This is a genomic window from Pseudomonas sp. BJa3, assembly GCF_026343815.1.
Taxonomy (GTDB): domain Bacteria; phylum Pseudomonadota; class Gammaproteobacteria; order Pseudomonadales; family Pseudomonadaceae; genus Aquipseudomonas; species Aquipseudomonas soli.
Genome location: NZ_JAOXMC010000006.1, coordinates 90,671 through 111,081, shown reverse-complemented (window position 1 = coordinate 111,081; position 20,411 = coordinate 90,671). Strand labels below are relative to the sequence as shown.

Below are 20,411 nucleotides of genomic sequence, written 5' to 3'. Positions count from 1 at the left end.
CGGGGCAAGTCGCATCGATGCTCCGATGCGACTTGCCCCGCGATGTGTTACTGGCGGCTTACAGCCCGTTGCGCGCCTTGAACTCGCGACGACGACGGTGCAGGACCGGCTCGGTGTAGCCGTTCGGTTGCTTGGCACCCTCGATCACCAGCTCGATCGCCGCCTGGAACGCGATGTTGTCATCGAAGTTCGGCGCCATCGGGCGGTACAGGGCGTCACCGGCGTTCTGCTTGTCCACCACCGCGGCCATGCGCTTGAGGCTTTCCAGCACCTGCTCCTGGGTGACTACGCCATGGCGTAGCCAGTTGGCCAGCAGCTGGGCCGAAATCCGCAGGGTGGCACGGTCTTCCATCAGGCCGACATCGTTGATGTCCGGCACTTTCGAACAGCCCACGCCCTGGTCGATCCAGCGCACCACGTAGCCGAGGATGCCCTGGGCGTTGTTGTCCAGCTCGTTGCGGATCTCTTCGGCCGACCAGTTGGTGTTGGCCGCCAGCGGGATGGTGAGGATATCGTCGACCGAAGCTGGGGTGCGCGAAGCCAGCTCGCGCTGACGGGCCTGCACATCGACCTTGTGATAGTGCAGGGCGTGCAGGGTGGCGGCGGTCGGCGACGGTACCCAGGCGGTGTTGGCGCCGGCCAGCGGGTGGGCGATCTTCTGCTCGAGCATGGCGGCCATCAGGTCGGGCATGGCCCACATGCCCTTGCCGATCTGCGCGCGGCCCTGAAGTCCGGTGGCAAGGCCGACATCGACGTTGTTGTTTTCGTAGGCGCCGATCCACTTCTCGTTCTTCATGGCGCCCTTGCGCACCACGGCGCCGGCTTCCATGGAGGTGTGGATCTCGTCACCGGTGCGGTCGAGGAAGCCGGTGTTGATGAACACCACGCGCTCGGCCGCGGCCTTGATGCAGGCCTTGAGGTTGACCGTGGTACGGCGCTCCTCGTCCATGATGCCGACCTTGACGGTGTTGCGTTTCATCCCGAGCAGATCTTCGACGCGGCTGAAGATCTCGGCGGCGAACGCCACCTCTTCAGGGCCATGCATCTTCGGCTTGACGATGTAGACGCTGCCGGTTCGGGTGTTCTTGCGGCTAGTGTTGCCGTTGAGGTTGTGCAGGGCGATCAGGTTGGTGAACAGGCCGTCCTGGATGCCTTCGGGGATTTCGTTGCCCTGGGCGTCGAGGATCGCCGGGTTGGTCATCAGGTGCCCGACGTTGCGCACGAACAGCAGCGAGCGGCCGTGCAGGGTCACGCTGCCGCCATTGGGCGCGGCGTATTCGCGATCCGGGTTCATGGTGCGGGTGAAGGTCTTGCCGCCTTTGCTCACGCTTTCAGCCAGGTCGCCTTTCATCAGGCCCAGCCAGTTGCGGTAGACGATCACTTTGTCGTCGGCGTCGACGGCGGCGACCGAGTCTTCGCAGTCCATGATGGTGGTCAGTGCCGATTCCATCAGGATGTCTTTCAGTCCGGCGGCGTCGGTGCTGCCGACAGGGGTGCTGGCGTCGACCTGGATCTCGAAGTGCAGGCCGTTGTGCTTGAGCAGCACCGCGGTCGGCGCAGCGGCATCGCCGTGGAAACCGATCAGCTGGGCATCGTCACGCAGCCCGCTGTTGCTGCCGCCTTTGAGCGCGACTACCAGCTTGCCGCCTTCGATGCGGTAGGCGGTGGAGTCGACATGGGAGCCGGCGGCCAGTGGCGCGGCCTGGTCGAGGAAGGCGCGGCCGAAAGCGATCACCTTGTCGCCACGGACCTTGTTGTAGCCCTGGGCTTTTTCAGCGCCGCCTTCCTCGCTGATGGCATCGGTGCCGTACAGCGCATCATACAGCGAGCCCCAACGGGCGTTGGCGGCGTTCAGGGCGAAGCGGGCGTTCATCACCGGCACCACCAGCTGCGGGCCGGCCATGACCGCGATCTCTTCATCGACGTTCTGGGTGGTGGCCTGGAAGTCCTCGACGGCTGGCAGCAGGTAGCCGATTTCCTCGAGGAACGCCTTGTAGGCCACGGCGTCGTGGGCCTGGCCTTTGCGGGCCTGGTGCCAGGCGTCGATCCTGGCTTGCAGCTCGTCGCGCTTGGCGAGCAGGGCTTTGTTCTTCGGAGCGAGGTCTTTAATGATCTCTGCCGCCCCGGCCCAGAACGCATCGGCCTTGATGCCGGTTCCAGGGATCGCTTCGTCGTTGACGAAGTCGTACAGGGCCTTGGCGACCTGAAGGCCACCGACTTGAACGTATCCAGTCATTGCTTGCCTCACCTCTGCTCAGCTATTTCGCTTTCGCTCTTCTGTATTAAGCCTGTAGCGCTTCTCTAAACACGGCACCAGTGCATGCCCGCGTGATCCGGGGCGGCTGGGTGCGGCTCGCCAGACGGGCCGGCGGGCGGTTGGCGTATTTTCACAGGCGCCTTGGCAGACATCGAAACGACGTTTTTGTAGTCCGCGCCGATGCATACTACATGAAGCAGCAGGCAGGTAAACATCAGACTAAAAGCGTCGCTCTGCGACCGATTGGTCGCATGGGGTCACGCTGGGAGACGATATGTTCGCAAAAAACAGGTGGATTGTTCCAGATAAATCTTGAAACAGTACACGATTAGTTGCCTTGACTGTCCTGCGGCAGGTTGCCGCGCCTTGCCTATACTGATTTGATCCCCGTATCGCCCCCATCTGCGGCGGCGCTTGCAGAGCAATGAAGGAGTGGCCCCGTGGACCATCTTGTACTGACCGTGATTGCCCCTGACAAGGCCGGGCAGGTAGAACGTATCGCCCAGTGCATCGCCGATCACAACGGCAACTGGCTGGAAAGCCGCATGTCACGCATGGCCGGCCAGTTCGCCGGGATCTTGCGGGTGGCGGTACCGGCGGAGAACTACGCCGAACTGGTCGAGTCGTTGCAGAAACTGGGCGACCACGGCATTCGCGTGTTGATCGCCGAAAGCGGCATAGAACCGTCCTGCACCTGGAAACCGATCGCGATGGAGCTGGTGGGCAACGACAGGCCCGGCATCGTTCGCGACATTACCCGCTTGCTGGCAGAGCTTGGGGTGAACGTGGAGCGTCTTAGCACCGAGGTGCGCCCGGCGCCGATGAGCAGCGAGCCGTTGTTCCAGGCCGATGCGCTGCTGGCGCTGCCGTTGACCCTGTCGCTGGATGATTTGCAGGCAAGGTTGGAGAGCCTGGCGGATGATCTGATGGTGGAGTTGAAGTTACGGTCGGAGGATTGATAGCCATAGCGGGCAATCGCGGGGCAAGACGGCTCCCACGGTTATCCCGATTTAACGGGGACGCCCCTGTGGATAACCTGGGGGCGTACCGCTACAGCCCAATAACCACGCTGGTTAGCCAGCATTGAGCAAAAAACACTCAGTAATCAGTCGCTTGTGCACAAACCACGGGGACGAGGGTGTGGATAACCTCTGGAGACCTCGCTACAGGCCACGAATTTCGTGGCGTGTAGCTGTTTGATTATTAATTGATCAGGCGCGCTTGCGCAAACTCAGCCAGGCATCGACGCTGTACACCGCCAGCCCCGCCCAGATGCACGCGAACGCCAGCAGGTTGCTGGAGGTCAGGTGCTCATCGAACAGCCACACCGCTTGCAGCAGCACCAAGGTCGGCGCCAGGTACTGCAGGAAGCCCAGGGTGGTGTAGGGCAGGTGGCGCGCGGCGGCGTTGAAGCACACCAGGGGTATCAGGGTGACCGGGCCGGCGGCGATCAGCCACAGGGCCTCGCTGCTATTTAAAAACGCCAGGCTGGCGCTGTTGGCCGTCGGGTGCAGCAGCAGCCAGCCGATCGCCAGGGGTACCAGCATCCAGGTCTCGACCACCAGACCGGGCAGCGCCGCTACCGGCGCCTGCTTGCGGATGAGGCCGTAGAAGCCGAACGACAGGGCCAGCGCCAACGATACCCAGGGCAGGCTGCCGACCTGCCAGACCTGTTGCGCCACGCCCAGGGCCGCCAGGCCCACTGCCAGCCATTGCAGGCGGCGCAGGCGCTCACCGAGCAGCAACATGCCCAGTAGTACGTTGATCAGCGGGTTGATGTAGTAGCCCAGGCTTGCTTCGAGCATGCGCCCGTTGTTCACCGCCCATACATAGGTCAGCCAGTTGCCTGCGATCAGCGTGCCGCTCAGGGCCAGAATGGCCAGGCGCCTGGGGTTGTCGCGCAGTTCGCGCCACCAGCCGGGGTGTTTCCATACCAGCAGCAGGAGCGAGCCGAACAGCGCCGACCAAAGCACCCGATGGACGATGATCTCCACCGCCGGGACGCTCTGGATCGCTTTGAAGTACAGGGGGAACAGGCCCCAGATGATGTAGGCGCCAAGGCCCAGAATATACCCGCGACGCGGGTTTGCGGCGTGCATGCAGAATCCTTGCTTAGGTAGCTAAATAAAGCGACGCCTATTGTAGACAGAGCGCGGCGCGCTTCTAGAACAATTTCAACGGTTGTTCATCCAGCGCGGCCATCTGTTCGCGCAGGGCAAGGATCTGGTCGCCCCAGTAACGCGGCTGGCCGAACCACGGGAAGCTCGGCGGGAACGCCGGGTCATCCCAGCGCCGTGCCAGCCAGGCGCTGTAGTGCAGCTGGCGCAGGGCGCGCAGTGGCTCGATCAGGGCAAGCTCGCGCGGGTCGAAATCGTGGAACTCGTTGTAACCGTCGATCAGCTCGGCCAGTTGGCCGAGGCGCTCCTCGCGGCTGCCGGCAAGCATCATCCACAGGTCCTGCACCGCCGGGCCCATGCGGCAGTCGTCGAGGTCGACCACATGGTAGACGTCGTCGCGGTGCATCAGGTTGCCGGGGTGCAGGTCGCCGTGCAGGCGGATCCGCTGGTGCGGGGTGCGGGCGTAGATATCCTCGACCCGCTTGAGCAGGTCGCGGGTCACGGATTCGAAGGCCGGCAGCAGCTCGCGAGGAACGAAGCCCCCGTCCAGCAGGGTGTTGAGCGAAGCATGGCCAAAGTTGTCCACAGTCAGCTGTTCACGGTGTTCGAATGGCCGGATGGCCGCCACGGCATGCAAACGCCCGAGTAACTGACCCAGGCGATACAGCTGGTCGAGGTTGCCCGGCTCCGGAGCATGGCCGCCACGGCGCGGGAACAGGGCAAAGCGAAACCCCTGGTGCTCGAACAGGGAGCGACCCTCGTGCAGCAGCGGAGCCACCACGGGCACTTCGCACTCCGCCAGCTCGGCGGTGAAGGCGTGTTCTTCGAGGATTGCCGCATCGCTCCAGCGCCCAGGGCGGTAGAACTTGGCGATTAGCGGTTGTTCCCCCTCGATGCCCACCTGATAGACACGGTTTTCGTAGCTGTTGAGCGCCAGCACCCGCGCATCGCTGAGAAAGCCCAGGCTTTCCACGGCGTCCAGCACGAGGTCGGGGGTGAGGGTGTCGAAGGGGTGGGACATGAAAGGCTCCAGGCGCGGGAACGGCGTGGCTGCATGTTACCCCAATCACATGGCAGGCCCCGCCCTTGTCGTATACGGTTAGACCGGCACCCCCAGCAACACGAACGACGGATGGAACTGCACCCGCATCATGCTCTGCGGCCCGACTTGATACTGCGCCAGCCAGTCAGCCTCGGCGAAAGCGCACAAAGTCTGTCCGTTACCCAGCGCCAGGCGCACCTCGACGGGACCGTCCTGCTCACCGACAAGCTCCTCGACCTTGGCCTGCAGGCAATTGCTGCCTTGCGCCGCCAGTTCGTCCGGCCCTAGCAACTGTACCCACCCCGCCTTCAGCAATGCCACGACGGTGCCGCCCAGCGCCAGTTCCAGGCGCTCGGTACTGCCACGGGTGATCAAGGCCTCGATCTCCAGACCGCCGCCCAAGTCCAGGCTGATGCGGTCATGCCGGCCTTCGCGGCGCAGCCCGCTGATCCGCCCTTGCAACTGGTTGCGCGCACTGGTGCGCAGCATCAGCCGGCCGAGCAACGCGAGGTCGTTGCTGTCCTCGGCGGATTCCAGGATCTCTGCCTGCAACGCCTGCAGGCGCTGGTACAGGCGCAGTACCCGTTCGCCTTCGGCGGACAGCCGGGCGCCACCGCCGCCCCGGCCCCCGGTGCTGCGTTCGACCAGGGGCTGTGCGGCCAGGTTGTTGAGTTCGTCGATGGCATCCCAGGCAGCCTTGTAGCTGATCCCCGCGGCCTTGGCGGCGCGGGTGATGGACCCCTGCTCGGCGACATGTTGCAGCAGGGCGATGCGCTGTGGGCGGCGGGCGATGTGCTGGGTGAGCAAGGCGGGCAGTGACATGGGCGGGCATCAGGCGTGGTGTAGGTCCCGCGACGTTGCCGCCGTCACCGGGGCAAGTCAAGCCTGGCCCGGGCGCGGTGTGCGCGCCAGGCAGTAGATATCCACCCGGCGGGCACCGGCCTTGCGCAGCAACCGAGCGATGGTCTGCGCGGTCGCCCCGGTGGTCAGCACGTCGTCGACCAGCGCCAGGTGCAGGCCTTGCAGTTCCCTGCCGGGGATGAGGGCGAAAGCCTGCCGCAGGTTGCGTTGCCGGGCCTTGGCGCCGAGCGCCTGTTGCGCCGTTGTATCACGCACCCGCTGCAGCAGGTGCTCGTCGCAGGGCAGGCGCAATTGTCTGCCCAGCCAGCGGGCGAGCATCGCTGCCTGGTTGAAGCCGCGCTGGCGCAGTCGTCGTCCGGCCAGGGGAACGGGCAACAAGCAGTCAGGCCGTGGCAAGCCTTCGTAATAGTGCTGGTTCAGGCTCTGGCCGAGCAATTGGGCCAGTAACCGCCCCAAGGGCCACTGGCTGTTGTGCTTGAAGCGGCTTATCAGGGTGTCGACGGGAAAGCCGTAATGCCAGGGCGCGATTACCCGTTTGAATGCCGGTGGGTGGCGGCTGCAGCTGCCACAGAGAAGGTCGTCCAAGGCCAGTGGCAGCGCGCATCGGCGGCATTGCTCTTGCAGCCAGGGCAGCGCCTGTTCGCAGGCGAGGCACAGGGAATAGGGCTGCCCTGCGGGCTCGTCGCAGAGCAAACAGGGTTGATCGATATTTGTACAGATGTAAACCAGTATGTTCTTGATTGGTTGACAGTTCATGGGCCTTCCGTGACTATGCGAGCTATCCGTGATGCGCTGGAAGGTTTTCCTGTCCCGGCGTCAGTCAGACCATAGATAAGGAAACGCCGATGAGCGCTAGCGCAATTGCAACAACCCGTCACGACTGGTCCCTGGCCGAGGTCAAGGCACTGTTCCAGCAGCCGTTCAATGACCTGCTGTTCCAGGCCCAGACCATGCACCGCGCGCATTTCGACCCCAACCGTGTGCAGGTCTCCACGCTGCTGTCGATCAAGACCGGCGCCTGCCCGGAAGATTGCAAATATTGTCCGCAGTCCGGCCACTACAACACCGGGCTGGAAAAACAGAAGCTGATGGAAGTGCAGAAGGTGCTGGAGGAGGCCGCCCGGGCCAAGGCCATCGGTTCGACCCGCTTCTGCATGGGCGCGGCGTGGAAGCATCCTTCGGCCAAGGACATGCCTTACGTGCTGGAGATGGTCAAAGGGGTCAAGGCCATGGGCCTGGAAACCTGCATGACCCTCGGCAAGCTCGACCAGGAGCAGACCCAGGCCCTGGCCCAGGCCGGCCTGGACTACTACAACCACAACCTCGACACCTCGCCGGAATTCTACGGCAGCATCATCACCACCCGTACCTACAGCGACCGCCTGCAGACCCTGGCCTACGTGCGTGACGCCGGCATGAAGATCTGCTCCGGCGGCATCCTTGGCATGGGCGAGTCGCTGGACGACCGCGCAGGCCTGTTGATCCAGCTGGCCAATCTGCCCGAGCACCCGGAGTCGGTGCCGATCAACATGCTGGTCAAGGTTGCCGGCACGCCGCTGGCCGACGAGGAAGACGTCGATCCGTTCGACTTCATCCGCATGCTTGCCGTGGCCCGGATCCTCATGCCCAAGTCCCACGTGCGCCTGTCGGCAGGCCGTGAGCAGATGAACGAGCAGATGCAGGCCCTGGCATTCATGGCCGGAGCCAACTCGATCTTCTACGGCGAGAAGCTGCTGACCACGGCCAACCCGCAGGCTGACAAGGACATGCAGCTGTTCGCCCGCCTGGGTATCCAGCCGGAAGCTCGCGAAGAGCACGCCGACGAAGTGCACCAGGCCGCTATCGAGCAGGCGCTGGTCGAGCAGCGCAGCAGCGAGCTGTTCTACGACGCAGCCTCGGCCTGAGCATGGCCTTCGATCTCGCCGCGCGGCTGGCCGAACGGCGTGCCGCGGACCTCTATCGTCAACGGCCGCTGCTGGAAAGCCCGCAAGGGCCGCAGGTGGTGGTCGATGGCCAGCCGCTGCTGGCCTTCTGCAGCAATGACTACCTGGGCCTGGCCAATCACCCCGAGGTGATCAAGGCCTGGCGCGATGGCGCCGAGCGCTGGGGTGTCGGCGGTGGCGCCTCGCACTTGGTGATCGGCCACAGCACGCCGCACCATGCCGTTGAAGAAGCGCTGGCCGAGTTGACCGGGCGGCCCCGGGCATTGCTGTTCTCCACCGGCTACATGGCCAACCTGGGGGCTATCACCGCGCTTGTGGGGCAGGGCGACACAGTCTTGCAGGACCGCCTCAATCACGCTTCCCTGCTCGACGGCGGGCTGCTCAGTGGCGCCCGTTTCAGCCGCTACCTGCACAACGACCCGGCCAGCTTGGCCAGTCGTCTAGAGAAAGCTACCGGCAATACCCTGGTGGTTACCGATGGCGTGTTCAGTATGGATGGCGATTGCGCCGACCTTCCGGCCCTGGCCAATGCCGCCTGCAGCCGCGACGCTTGGCTGATGGTCGACGATGCCCATGGCTTTGGTACCTTGGGCGTCAACGGCGGCGGCCTGGTCGAGCATTTCGGTCTGGGTGTCGATGATGTGCCGGTGCTGATCGGCACGCTGGGCAAGGCCTGTGGTACCGCCGGCGCCTTCGTTGCCGGCAGCGAGGACCTGATCGAGGCGCTGGTGCAGTTCGCCCGGCCGTACATCTACACCACCAGCCAGCCGCCGGCATTGGCGTGCGCCACGCTCAAGGCGCTGGAGCTGCTGCGCCGGGAGCGCTGGCGGCGTGAGCACCTGGCCGCGCTGGTCCGGCAGTTCCGTGCCGGGGCCGAGGCGATCGGCCTGACCCTGATGGATAGCCACACCGCAATCCAGCCGATCCTTATCGGCGATGCGGGGCGGGCGCTGGCATTGTCCCGCTTGCTGCGCGAACGCGGCCTGCTGGTCACAGCGATTCGCCCGCCCACCGTACCCGCCGGCAGTGCCCGTCTGCGGGTGACCCTGAGTGCTGCCCACAGTGAGGCGCAGGTGCAGCTATTGTTGAATGCATTGGCCGAGTGTTATCCACAGCTGGAGTCCGCCGATGCGTAACCGAATGATCCTTCTGCCCGGCTGGGGGCTGGGCACCGCCTCACTGGAGCCGCTGGCCGCCAGCCTGCGTGCCCAGGACCCGCGCCTGCAGGTCGAACTGATGCCGTTGCCGGATCTGCCTGACAACGACCCGCTGGCCTGGGTCGACTACCTCGACCGCAAGCTGCCCAACGACGTGTGGCTGGGCGGCTGGTCGCTGGGTGGCATGCTTGCCAGCGCCCTGGCGCACAAGCGCGGCGATCATTGCTGCGGCTTGCTCACCCTGGCCAGCAACCCCAGTTTCGTCGTTCGGCCGGACTGGCCGCACGGAATGGCGCCGGATACCTTCGGCACCTTCCTTGATGGCTGCCGCAGCCATACCCAGGTGACACTCAAGCGCTTTCGTACCTTGTGCAGCGACGGCGCGCTGCAACCGCGCACCTTGCTGCGCCAGCTGGGCGTCGGCGTGCCCGACACCGATCCGCTGTACCTGGCCACTGGGCTGGAGGTGCTGGCCAGCCTTGATACACGCGCTGCCCTGGAGCAATACGGCGGCCCGCAGTTGCACCTGTTCGCCGGTAGTGACGCGCTGGTACCGGTGGAGGCTGCCAAGGCCCTGAGCGACCTGTTGCCTGACGTGGAAGTCGGCCTGGTCGAAGACAGTTCCCACGCCTTCCTGCTGGAGTACCCGCAGGAGCTGGCGGCGGGCATCAAGAGTTTCCTGCATGAGAGTGGTGATGACTGATCTTTCCCAGCCCACCTTGCCCGGTGCCCTGCCGGACAAGCGCCAGGTGGCGGCTTCGTTTTCCCGCGCCGCGGCCAGCTACGACAGTGTCGCGGCCCTGCAGCGCGCCGTAGGCATGGCGCTGCTGGATAAACTGCCCGCAGGGCTAGCCCCAGCGCGCTGGCTGGACATGGGCAGTGGCACCGGCCATTTCAGCCGGGTCCTGGCCGAGTGCTTCAACGATGCCGATGGTGTGGCGGTGGACATCGCCGAGGGCATGTTGCGCCATGCCCGTGAGCACGGCGGCGCCCGGCACCATGTGGCAGGTGACGCCGAGCGTCTGCCGTTGCTCGATGGCAGTGTAGATCTGCTGTTCAGCAGCCTGGCGGTGCAGTGGTGCGGCCAGTTCGCCAGCGTGCTGGGTGAGGCACGGCGGGTGCTGCGCCCAGGCGGGGTGTTGGCATTCAGCAGCTTGTGCGTGGGCACCCTCGATGAGTTGCGTGCCAGCTGGCAAGCCGTCGATGGCATGGTGCATGTCAATCGCTTCCGGCGTTTCGAGGATTACCAGCGTCTATGCGGGGACAGCGGCCTGGAGCTGATCGACCTGGAGCGACGTCCCCATGTACTGCATTACCTCGACGTGCGCAGCCTGACCCACGAGCTCAAGGCACTGGGTGCGCACAACCTCAATCCGGGGCGCCCATCGGGGTTGACCGGACGCGCGCGGATGCAGGGCCTGTTGCAGGCCTATGAACAGTTCCGCCAGCCTCAGGGGCTGCCTGCCACCTATCAGGTGGTGTATGGCGTCTTGCGCAAACCGCTGGCCGGGGAGCAGTGACATGAGCCAGGCCTATTTTGTTGCCGGCACCGACACCGATGTCGGCAAGACCACCATCGCCGCGGGTCTGCTGCATGCGGCGATGCAGTCGGGGCTGAGCACGCTGGCGGCCAAGCCGGTGGCATCCGGGTGCATGGTGACGCCCAGAGGGTTGCGCAACAGCGATGCCTTGGCGTTGATCGATGAAAGCTCGGTCAAAATGCCGTATGAAGCGGTCAATCCTTTCGCTTTTGAGCCGGCCATCGCTCCACACGTGGCGGCGCACGAGGCGGGGGTGGTGTTGAGCGTACCGGTGCTGCGTGATGCGATGCAGCAGGTGCTGGCGCAGCACGCCGACTTCACCTTGATCGAAGGGGCCGGCGGCTGGCGGGTGCCGTTGTCCGACCATGCCAACCTGTCAGACCTGGCCATTGCCCTGAAACTGCCGGTAATCCTGGTGGTAGGGGTGCGGTTGGGATGTATCAACCACGCCTTGCTCAGCGCCGAAGCCATCGCCCGCGACGGCCTGCAACTGGCCGGTTGGGTGGCGAACATCGTCGAACCGCGGACATCGCGCCTGGAGGAGAACCTGTCGAGCCTGGCTGAGCGGCTGCCCGCGCCATGCCTGGGGCGCATACCCTGGTTGAAACAAGCGAGCGCCGCTGCGGTGGCGGAGCATTTGCACCTGGACCTGCTGGATTAGGCCTTTGCCTATCAGCTGGCACTAGGCTATTAGGGATTTAAACGGGCCTTTTTCCCGGTCTGCTGCTTTAATAAGGCCTGTTCATCATCCAGCGTCATGGAGTCCTGACATGGAAATCAATGCGAGTTCCGCCTTCTACGCGGGCCTGGGTGCCATCCAGAACGGGCAGAACCGGGTCGATCAGGCCGCCCAGCAGATCGCCAGCGGCGCCGTCGAGCGTGGCACCAGCGGGCAGTCCAGCGACTACCAGGCAGAGCGTCTGCGCAGCGTTGACCGCAGCCAACAGATGGATCTGGCCACCAGCACCGTGCAACTGGCCCTGGGCAAGCAAGAAGTCGAACTGGGTGCCAAAGTCGCCAAGGCTTCCGATGAAATGCTCGGCCGATTCATCGACACCTACGCCTGACTCGCTGAACCACATTCGCTTACTTCGCGGGGCAAGCCCGCTTCCATTCGTGGGAGCGGGCTTGCCCCGCGATACGTTTGAGGGTGTTTGGCCGAATTGTCATATTCCGCGGCATAAATGCCATTGTTAGCCCACCTTGACAGCGAGGCGTCCTAAACGTAAGTTTCAAACAACTGTTTGACCGAAAGCCGCCAAGAGCTGGTCGGTACCCGCGGTCTCCCTACCGAACTCATCACAGAGGTTCATCGCAATGCCTGATTACAAAGCCCCCTTGCGTGATATCCGCTTCGTCCGCGACGAACTGCTCGGCTATGAGGCGCATTATCAGAGCCTGCCGGGCTGCCAGGACGCCACGCCCGACATGGTCGACGCGATCCTGCAGGAAGGCGCGAAGTTCTGTGAAGAGGTACTGGCCCCGCTGAACCGCGTCGGCGACCTGGAAGGCTGCACCTGGAGCGAGGCGGGCGTGAAGACCCCGACCGGCTTCAAGGAAGCCTACCAACAGTTCGTCGAAGGCGGCTGGCCGAGCCTGGCCCATGACGTCGAGCACGGCGGTCAGGGCCTGCCAGAATCGTTGGGCTTGGCCCTGAGCGAAATGGTCGGTGAAGCGAACTGGTCGTGGGGCATGTATCCAGGCCTCTCCCACGGTGCAATGAACACCATCTCCGAGCACGGAACCCCAGAGCAGCAGGAAACCTATCTGACCAAGCTGGTGTCCGGCGAATGGACCGGCACCATGTGCCTGACCGAACCGCACTGCGGCACCGACTTGGGCATGCTGCGCACCAAGGCCGAACCTCAGGCCGACGGTAGCTACAAAGTGTCCGGCACCAAGATCTTCATCTCGGCCGGTGAACACGACATGGCCGACAACATCGTGCACATCGTCCTGGCCCGCCTGCCCGATGCGCCGGCCGGCACCAAGGGTATCTCGCTGTTCATCGTGCCGAAGTTCCTGCCCAACGCCGAAGGAGGCGTGGGCGAGCGCAACGGCGTGAGCTGCGGCTCGCTTGAGCACAAGATGGGCATCCACGGCAACGCCACCTGCGTGATGAACTTCGACAGCGCCACCGGCTATCTGATCGGCCCCGCCAACAAGGGCCTGAACTGCATGTTCACTTTCATGAACACCGCTCGCCTGGGCACCGCGCTGCAAGGCCTGGCCCACGCCGAGGTGGCGTTCCAGGGTGGTCTGAAATATGCCCGTGACCGCCTGCAGATGCGCTCGCTGACCGGCCCTAAAGCCCCGGATAAAGCCGCTGACCCGATCATTGTCCACCCGGACGTGCGCCGCATGTTGCTGACCATGAAGGCGTTCGCCGAAGGCAACCGCGCCATGGTCTACTTCACCGCCAAGCAGGTGGACATCGTCAAGTACAGCCAGGATGAGGAAGAGCGCAAGAAGGCCGACGCGCTGTTGGCTTTCCTGACCCCTATCGCCAAGGCGTTCATGACCGAAGTTGGTTTCGAGTCGGCCAACCACGGTGTGCAGATCTACGGCGGTCATGGCTTCATCGCCGAATGGGGCATGGAGCAAAACGTACGCGACAGCCGCATTTCCATGCTGTACGAAGGCACCACAGGCATCCAGGCGCTTGACCTGCTCGGCCGCAAGGTGCTGATGACCCAGGGCGAGGCGCTCAAAGGCTTCACCAAGATCGTTCACAAGTTCTGCCAATCCCAGGAAGGCAACGCCGCCACCAAGGAGTTCGTCGAGCCGCTGGCCGCGATCAACAAGGAATGGGGCGAGCTGACCATGAAGATCGGCATGGCCGCGATGAAGGACCGCGAGGAAGTGGGTGCCGCTTCGGTGGACTACCTGATGTACTCCGGCTATGCGTGCCTGGCCTACTTCTGGGCCGACATCGCCCGCCTGGCAGCCGAGAAACTGGCAGCCGGCACCAGCGAAGAGGCGTTCTACACCGCCAAACTGCAGACTGCGCGCTTCTACTTCCAGCGCATCCTGCCGCGTACCCGCACCCACGTGGCGGCCATTCTGTCCGGCGCCGACAACCTGATGGCCATGAGGGAAGAAGACTTCGGTCTGTCCATCTAAGCCCAGACGGTTGGATGAAGCCGCCTGCCCTCACCGGCAGGCGGTTTTTTTTGCCTTTGATTTTGGCTCCAGGAGCCTATCGCGGAGCAAACCCGTTTTCACACATTACGCACCGGCCCCGATGGACCTCGCCGATACGGCTATGTCGCATTCAGTTACGAGAAAGTCTCAAGCTGATCCCGGTCCGTGCCGTTAAACCTTCCGTTTATTCATCTATTCATGTGCGCTGCCGATGAAGTAGGGGCACAATGCCATTATTGATCTGCCGGGTCGGAGATTACCCTTGTTTCGTCTATCCGCTGTACGTGCGAGCCACTTCTTGCCATCACTGTTCCTTCTAATGGCGGGGCTCGCTGCAGCGTATGTGAGGGACCTCAGCGTCTTCTTCACATCGCTGTTCAATGTTTTGCCCACCTTGGTTCTGTTACTGGGTGGCGCCTACTGCGCCGTTTACCGCCGTCAGCGTGAGCTGTTTCTGATGGTCACGGTGTACATCGCCTATTTCCTGCTCGACACTCAGACCGACTTCTACCGCGACAACGGCCGGGTCCGTGACGATGCCGCGGTGATCTTCCACTTGGTTTGTCTGTTGTTGCCGGCGCTGTTTGGCCTGTATGGCGCCTGGCAGGAACGTACGCACCTGGCCCAGGACCTTCTGGCCCGTTTCGCCGTGCTGTTCGCGGTTAGCAGCGTGGCCGTGGCGCTGGAGCAAAGTTTCCCCGAGGCGCTACTTGGCTGGCTGGCCGAGATTCGCTGGCCCTCGTTGCATGGCCAGTGGATGAGCCTAATCCAGTTGGCCTATCCGCTGTTCCTGGCGGTGTTCATCCTGTTGGTGGCGCAGTACCTGCGTGAGCCCAGGCCGTTGCATGCCGCACAGATCATCGGCCTGGTGGGTATCTTCTGGATGCTGCCCAAGACTTTCATCCTCCCCTTCACCCTGAACATCATGTGCAGCCAGGTGATGCTGATGATTGCCGCGGCGGTGTCCCACGAGGCCTACCAGATGGCCTTCCGCGATGAGTTGACCGGCCTGCCGGGACGACGGGCCTTGAACGAGCGTATGCAACGCCTGGGGCGCAACTATGTAATCGCCATGACCGACGTTGACCACTTCAAGAAATTCAACGATACCCATGGTCATGATGTCGGCGACCAGGTATTGCGCCTGGTTGCAAGCCGCTTGTCCAAGGTGACCGGCGGCGGTCGCGCCTACCGTTATGGTGGCGAAGAGTTCGCCTTGGTGTTTGCCGGCAAGACTGCCGAAGAATGCTTGCCCCACCTGGAGGCGGTACGCGAGATGATCGCCAACTATGCGATCCAACTGCGTGACCAGAACAGCCGGCCGCAGGATGACTCAACCGGTCGCCAGCGTCGCGGGGGCGGCGCAAACACCACGGTGTCGGTGACTATCAGCATCGGCGTGGCCGAGCGCCAGGCCGAGCACCGCAACCCCGATGAAGTGCTCAAGTCGGCCGACCAGGCGCTGTATAGCGCCAAAGGCGCGGGACGTAACTGCGTCATGACCTTCGGCCAGCAGTCGCGTCGTGGTGCTGTGCGCATGGCAGGTTAGTGAGTGACTATGGTAGACCATTCGGTCGCATGATGACCCTATGTCTCGTAAAAGTTGTTCGGTTACACTGCGGTCATCCCAGTGCTGCGGCCCTCATCGGCCGCCCCGACCCCGATAGCGAGAGGTTGTCATGGCTGAATATAAAGCGCCCCTGCGCGATATGCGCTTCGTCCTCAATGAAGTCTTCGACGTGGCCACGCTCTGGTCGCAACTGCCCGGCCTTGCCGAGGCAGTCGATGCCGATACGGCCATGGCGGTGCTGGAGGAGGCCGGCAAGGTCACCGGCAAGACCATCGCGCCGCTGAGCCGTGCCGCCGACGAAGAGGGTTGCCATTGGGACAACGGCTCGGTGCGCACCCCGGCGGGCTTCATCGAGGCATACAACACTTATGCCGAAGGTGGCTGGGTCGGCGTTGGCGGCGATCCGCTCTTCGGTGGCATGGGCATGCCCAAGGTCGTTTCGGCCCAGGTCGAGGAAATGGTCAATGCCTCGAGCCTGGCCTTCGGCCTGTACCCGATGCTGACCGCCGGCGCCTGCCTGTCGATCAACGCCCACGCCAGTGAAGCGCTCAAGGAAAAGTACCTGCCGAACATGTACTCGGGTGTCTGGGCCGGCTCCATGTGCCTCACCGAGCCCCACGCCGGTACCGACCTGGGCATCATCCGCACCAAGGCCGAGCCCCAGGCTGATGGCAGCTACAAGGTCAGCGGCACCAAGATCTTCATCACCGGTGGCGAGCACGATCTCACCGAGAACATCATCCATCTGGTACTGGCCAAGCTGCCGGATGCACCGGCAGGCCCGAAAGGCATCTCGCTGTTCCTGGTGCCCAAGTTCCTGGTCAACGAAGATGGCAGTCTCGGCGCGCGCAACCCGGCCACTTGCGGCTCGATCGAGCACAAGATGGGCATCCAGGGCTCGGCCACCTGCGTGATGAACTTCGACGAAGCGGTCGGCTATATCGTCGGCGAGCCGAACAAAGGCCTGGCAGCCATGTTCACCATGATGAACTACGAGCGCCTGGGGGTTGGCATCCAGGGCCTGGCCTCGGCCGAGCGCTCCTACCAGAACGCCGTGGAGTATGCCCGCGACCGTCTGCAGAGCCGCGCCCCGACCGGCCCGCAGGCCAAGGACAAGGTGGCCGACCCGATCATCGTCCACCCGGACGTGCGCCGCATGCTGCTGACCATGAAGGCGCTGACCGAAGGCGGCCGGGCGTTCTCCACCTATGTGGCGATGCAGCTCGACAGCGCCAAGTACAGCGAAGACGCCGCGACCCGCAAGCGCAGTGAGGAACTGGTGGCGCTGCTTACCCCGGTGGCCAAGGCCTTCCTCACTGACCTGGGTCTGGAGTGCACGGTGCATGGCCAGCAGGTCTTCGGCGGCCATGGCTACATCCGTGAGTGGGGCCAGGAGCAGCTGGTGCGCGATGTGCGCATCACCCAGATCTACGAAGGCACCAATGGTATCCAGGCACTGGACCTGGTCGGTCGCAAGGTGGTGGCCAGTGGTGGCGCTTACTACAAGCTGTTCGCCGACGAGATTCGCGAGTTCATCGCCGTCAGCGCTGCTGACCTTGGCGAGTTCACCAAGCCCCTGGCAGCCTCCCTCGACCAGCTCGACGAGCTGACCAACTGGGTGCTGGATCAGGCCAAGGGCAACCCCAACGAGATCGGCGCGGCTTCGGTCGAATACCTGCACGCATTCGGTTATGTCGCCTACGCCTACATGTGGGCACTGATGGCGCGGGCTGCCAAGGCCGGCGAAGGCGATGCGGACTTCTATGGCGCCAAGTTGGGCACGGCACGTTTCTACTTTGCACGCCTGTTGCCGCGAGTCCATTCGCTGGCGGCGTCGGTGAAAGCTGGTAGCGAATCGCTGTACCTGCTGGACGCTGCGCAGTTCTGACCCCGAGCGGACTGCTTGATAACCTGATTGCGGCATGAGGCCGCCCCGCACCGGATACATCCGGTGCCGGGCGGCTTTTTGTTTTGCCGGCGGCACATGTTTGTGAACAAACCTCTTTTGTAAGCTTTGGCTTACACGACGTGGTGACGTTTCGCCTCTTTCCTGAGATTGGATCCACGGTTACTCTTTCTTACATGGACGTAGCGCAGGACGCGCAATGGACAGAGCAGGACGCCTTACAAGGAAGTTGCGCAGGAAGCGCGAAAAGATAGAACAGGGACAAGAAGGATTTCCTGCCAGGATGGCGGGGTGATAGGGATGTCGAAGGGAAACAGTCTGGAAAACCCCGCTTAGGCGGGGTTTTCTTTATGGGCGCGTTTCAGCCAAGCACGTCCAACGGTGAAATCCCCAGCTGGCGTGGGTCGGCTTCTTCCTCCAACAAGCTGCGCAGCAGCTCGACCGAGGCCTGTTGACGTTGTGCGTCACGAAACACCAGGCCTACCTTCAACGGAATACGTGGCTCGCTGAGAGGTTTCCACAGCAGCTCCTGGTCGTCCTGGGTGGCTTCCTTGGCCCGACCCGGCAGGATGGTCGCCAGCGCAGTGTGCGCCAGGCTGTCGAGGATACCCGCCATGTTGTTCATCTCGGCCTGCACCTGCGGCCTGCGCCCTTGGCTGGCCAGCTGCGCCTTCCAGATCTGGCGGATCTGGAATTCTTCGCCAAGCATCAGCATCGGTAACTCGGCAGCCTGACGCATCGAGACTTTCTTGAAGTCCTTCAACGGGTGGGCACGGGGAATGACCAACTGCAGTTCATCTTCGTACAGCAGCAAGCCATGCAGGCCAGGCTGGCGTGGCGGCAGGTAGCTGATGCCGATGTCCAGGCTGCCGTTGAGCAGGCGCCGCTCGATCTCTGACCCCGACAGTTCATAGATCTGTACCACCAGGTGCGGCTGGGCTTTGCGCACCCGCTCCAGAAGTTGCGGCACCAGGCTTGGCCGCACGGTCTGCAGTACCCCGATAGCCAGGGTGCGCAGTGATTGGCCCTTGAAGTTGCCCATGGCCTCGTGGGCCCGTTGAAGGCCTTCGAGCAAGGGCACGGCGTGGTTGTACAGGGTATGCGCGGCGAGCGTGGGCAGCAGGCGTTTGTTGCTGCGTTCAAACAGGCTCAGGTCGAGGCTGTGCTCCAGCTGGCGAATCTGTTGGGACAGCGCTGGCTGGGACAGCGAAAGGCGTTCGGCGGCGCGGCCCACATGGCCTTCTTCATAGACCGCGACGAAGTAACGCAGTTGGCGAAAATCCATAGGTGATACTTATCGAAAAAGCTGAGAAATCGAAATGGCCGGGAAACGACTAGAGCCCTAGTCTATCGCCGTATTCCAACGGGTTACAGCGCTCAACCCGGCGATTGTTACCGCAGCTGAGAAACACTTTTGATAGGCAAGGCAGAATATTCAATTCCGGCGTCAGACCGGAGCCTTGACCGCCCACCACCGTGATTGGCCGGAGTCCCGATGAACCTGTTCAACCTGCGCCGTTCGGCACCCGCCGTCGCCGAGCCCAAGGGTGCCTCGGTGAGCGTGCCGGCCGCCGCGCAGTGCTCCCGCGAGCGGCTGATGCCCAGCATCGAACGTGCGCCGCACGTGTTCGTGCGAGGCCAGGGATCGTGGTTGTGGGACGACGAGGGTCACGCCTACCTGGACTTCACCCAGGGTTGCGCGGTGAACAGTCTGGGCCACAGCCCGAGCGTGCTGGTCAAGGCCCTGGGCGACCAGGCCCAGGCCTTGATCAATCCAGGCGCGGGCTACCACAGCCGCGGCCTGCTGAACCTGGCCGAGTTGCTGTGCCAGCGCACCGACAGTGATCAGGCCTACCTGCTCAACAGTGGCGCCGAAGCCTGCGAGGGGGCGATCAAGCTGGCGCGCAAATGGGGCCAGCTGCACCGCAACGGCGCCTATCACATCATTACCGCCAGCCAAGGTTGCCATGGGCGCACGCTCGGGGCGTTGTCGGCGTCCGACCCGCTGCCATGCAACCGTTGCGAGCCCGGCTTGCCGGGCTTCAGCAAGGTGCCTTTCAACGACCTGGCGGCGCTGCATGCGGCGGTCGACTCGCGCACCGTGGCGATCATGCTCGAGCCGATACAGGGTGAGGCCGGCGTGATTCCGGCCACCCGTGAGTACCTCCAGGGTGTCGAGCGGTTGTGCCGTGAGCTGGGCATTCTGCTGATCCTCGATGAGGTGCAGACCGGTGTAGGACGTTGCGGCGCCCTGTTGGCAGAAGAAACCTACGGCGTGCGGGCCGACATCATCACTCTCGGCAAAGGCCTGGGCGGCGGTGTGCCGTTGGCCGCGCTGCTGGCCCGCGGACGCGCCTGCTGCGCCGAACCGGGCGAGCTGGAAGGCAGCCACCATGGCAACGCACTGATGAGCGCTGCCGGGATGGCTGTGCTGCAGACCGTGCTGGAGAAGGGGTTCTTCGAGCAGGTGATGGACAGTGGTCGCCACCTGCGCGATGGCCTCAGCCGCCTGGCTGGCCGCTATGGCCAGGGCGAAGTGCGTGGCCAGGGGCTGCTGTGGGGGCTGCAACTGCGTGAGGGGACCGCAGTGCCGCTGGTCGAGGCGGCATTGCAGGAAGGCTTGCTGCTCAATGCCCCGCAGGCCGATGTTGTGCGCTTCTCGCCGGCGCTGACCGTGAGCAAAGGCAACATCGACGAAATGCTTCAGCGCCTGGCCCGGGCGTTCACCCGGCTGCATGCCCACCAGCACAATCGCCGCGAAGTTCCGGCCTGACTTGGCACCGGCATAAAGAATTTCAACGAACCGTCTCGCGTTCCTGCGCATCGCCTCTGGTCTGAAATACATGGCCAGGGGCGTTTTTTTGCCCGGTGGA

Annotated in this window: 17 protein-coding genes; 11 read left to right on the top strand and 6 right to left on the bottom strand. The window is 63.6% G+C overall.

Annotated features, from left to right (window positions below):
* Positions 1–58: 58 nt before the first annotated feature.
* Positions 59–2,236, bottom strand: a complete 2,178-nt coding sequence (locus OH705_RS08885; protein WP_267301906.1) for a malate synthase G — start codon at positions 2,234–2,236, stop codon at positions 59–61.
* 461 nt (positions 2,237–2,697) lie between these two features.
* Here OH705_RS08885 and OH705_RS08880 point away from each other — a divergent pair, with 461 nt between their 5' ends.
* Positions 2,698–3,216, top strand: a complete 519-nt coding sequence (locus tag OH705_RS08880; RefSeq protein ID WP_023630882.1) for a glycine cleavage system protein R — start codon at positions 2,698–2,700, stop codon at positions 3,214–3,216.
* Between the two features lie 252 nt (positions 3,217–3,468).
* On the opposite strand, the gene rarD is transcribed toward OH705_RS08880, so the two are convergent.
* From rarD to OH705_RS08860, 4 genes are all read right to left on the bottom strand, one after another.
* Positions 3,469–4,356 (bottom strand): EamA family transporter RarD, encoded by an 888-nt coding sequence (gene rarD / locus OH705_RS08875; RefSeq protein ID WP_023630883.1) that lies wholly within the window; start codon positions 4,354–4,356, stop codon positions 3,469–3,471.
* A gap of 64 nt (positions 4,357–4,420) precedes the next feature.
* Positions 4,421–5,395, bottom strand: coding sequence for a serine/threonine protein kinase (locus OH705_RS08870; RefSeq protein WP_267301903.1), 975 nt, complete (start codon positions 5,393–5,395; stop codon positions 4,421–4,423).
* A gap of 78 nt (positions 5,396–5,473) precedes the next feature.
* On the bottom strand, positions 5,474–6,238 hold the full coding sequence (locus OH705_RS08865) for a TOBE domain-containing protein (RefSeq protein WP_267301901.1): 765 nt from the start codon (positions 6,236–6,238) through the stop codon (positions 5,474–5,476).
* A gap of 57 nt (positions 6,239–6,295) precedes the next feature.
* A complete protein-coding gene (locus OH705_RS08860) occupies positions 6,296–7,033 on the bottom strand; it encodes a ComF family protein (protein ID WP_094011532.1) in 738 nt (245 codons plus the stop codon).
* An 89-nt stretch (positions 7,034–7,122) separates the two neighbouring features.
* On the opposite strand from OH705_RS08860, the gene bioB reads away from it, so the two are divergent.
* The 9 genes from bioB to OH705_RS08815 all read left to right on the top strand — a co-directional run bounded on the left by bioB (position 7,123) and on the right by OH705_RS08815 (position 17,520).
* Positions 7,123–8,181 (top strand): biotin synthase BioB, encoded by a 1,059-nt coding sequence (bioB, locus tag OH705_RS08855; protein WP_094011531.1) that lies wholly within the window; start codon positions 7,123–7,125, stop codon positions 8,179–8,181.
* Between the two features lie 2 nt (positions 8,182–8,183).
* On the top strand, positions 8,184–9,356 hold the full coding sequence (gene bioF / locus OH705_RS08850; protein ID WP_094011530.1) for an 8-amino-7-oxononanoate synthase: 1,173 nt from the start codon (positions 8,184–8,186) through the stop codon (positions 9,354–9,356).
* A complete protein-coding gene (locus OH705_RS08845) occupies positions 9,349–10,080 on the top strand; it encodes an alpha/beta fold hydrolase (protein ID WP_023633172.1) in 732 nt (243 codons plus the stop codon). The genes bioF and OH705_RS08845 overlap by 8 nt, the downstream gene beginning before the upstream one ends.
* Entirely contained in the window at positions 10,073–10,897 is an 825-nt protein-coding gene (gene bioC / locus OH705_RS08840; protein ID WP_038707226.1) for a malonyl-ACP O-methyltransferase BioC, read from the top strand. Before OH705_RS08845 ends, bioC begins: the two co-directional genes overlap by 8 nt.
* 1 nt (position 10,898) lies before the next feature.
* Positions 10,899–11,579, top strand: a complete 681-nt coding sequence (gene bioD / locus OH705_RS08835) for a dethiobiotin synthase (protein ID WP_267301897.1) — start codon at positions 10,899–10,901, stop codon at positions 11,577–11,579.
* A 109-nt stretch (positions 11,580–11,688) separates the two neighbouring features.
* A complete protein-coding gene (locus OH705_RS08830) occupies positions 11,689–11,985 on the top strand; it encodes a pyrroloquinoline quinone biosynthesis protein PqqE (protein WP_267301895.1) in 297 nt (98 codons plus the stop codon).
* 250 nt (positions 11,986–12,235) lie between these two features.
* Positions 12,236–14,041 (top strand): phenylacyl-CoA dehydrogenase, encoded by a 1,806-nt coding sequence (locus tag OH705_RS08825; RefSeq protein WP_267301893.1) that lies wholly within the window; start codon positions 12,236–12,238, stop codon positions 14,039–14,041.
* A 283-nt stretch (positions 14,042–14,324) separates the two neighbouring features.
* Complete coding sequence (locus tag OH705_RS08820) at positions 14,325–15,611, top strand: sensor domain-containing diguanylate cyclase (protein ID WP_267301891.1); 1,287 nt, start codon at positions 14,325–14,327, stop codon at positions 15,609–15,611.
* 130 nt (positions 15,612–15,741) lie between these two features.
* On the top strand, positions 15,742–17,520 hold the full coding sequence (locus tag OH705_RS08815) for an acyl-CoA dehydrogenase C-terminal domain-containing protein (protein WP_023629201.1): 1,779 nt from the start codon (positions 15,742–15,744) through the stop codon (positions 17,518–17,520).
* A 379-nt stretch (positions 17,521–17,899) separates the two neighbouring features.
* Here the strand turns inward: OH705_RS08815 and OH705_RS08810 are convergent, their stop codons facing one another.
* Positions 17,900–18,823 carry a LysR family transcriptional regulator gene (locus tag OH705_RS08810; RefSeq protein WP_023629202.1) on the bottom strand — a complete coding sequence of 308 codons (924 nt, stop codon included), beginning with the start codon at positions 18,821–18,823 and terminating at the stop codon, positions 17,900–17,902.
* Between the two features lie 210 nt (positions 18,824–19,033).
* Between OH705_RS08810 and OH705_RS08805 the strand changes: the two genes are divergently transcribed.
* Complete coding sequence (locus tag OH705_RS08805; protein ID WP_094011525.1) at positions 19,034–20,311, top strand: aspartate aminotransferase family protein; 1,278 nt, start codon at positions 19,034–19,036, stop codon at positions 20,309–20,311.
* Positions 20,312–20,411: the final 100 nt, after the last annotated feature.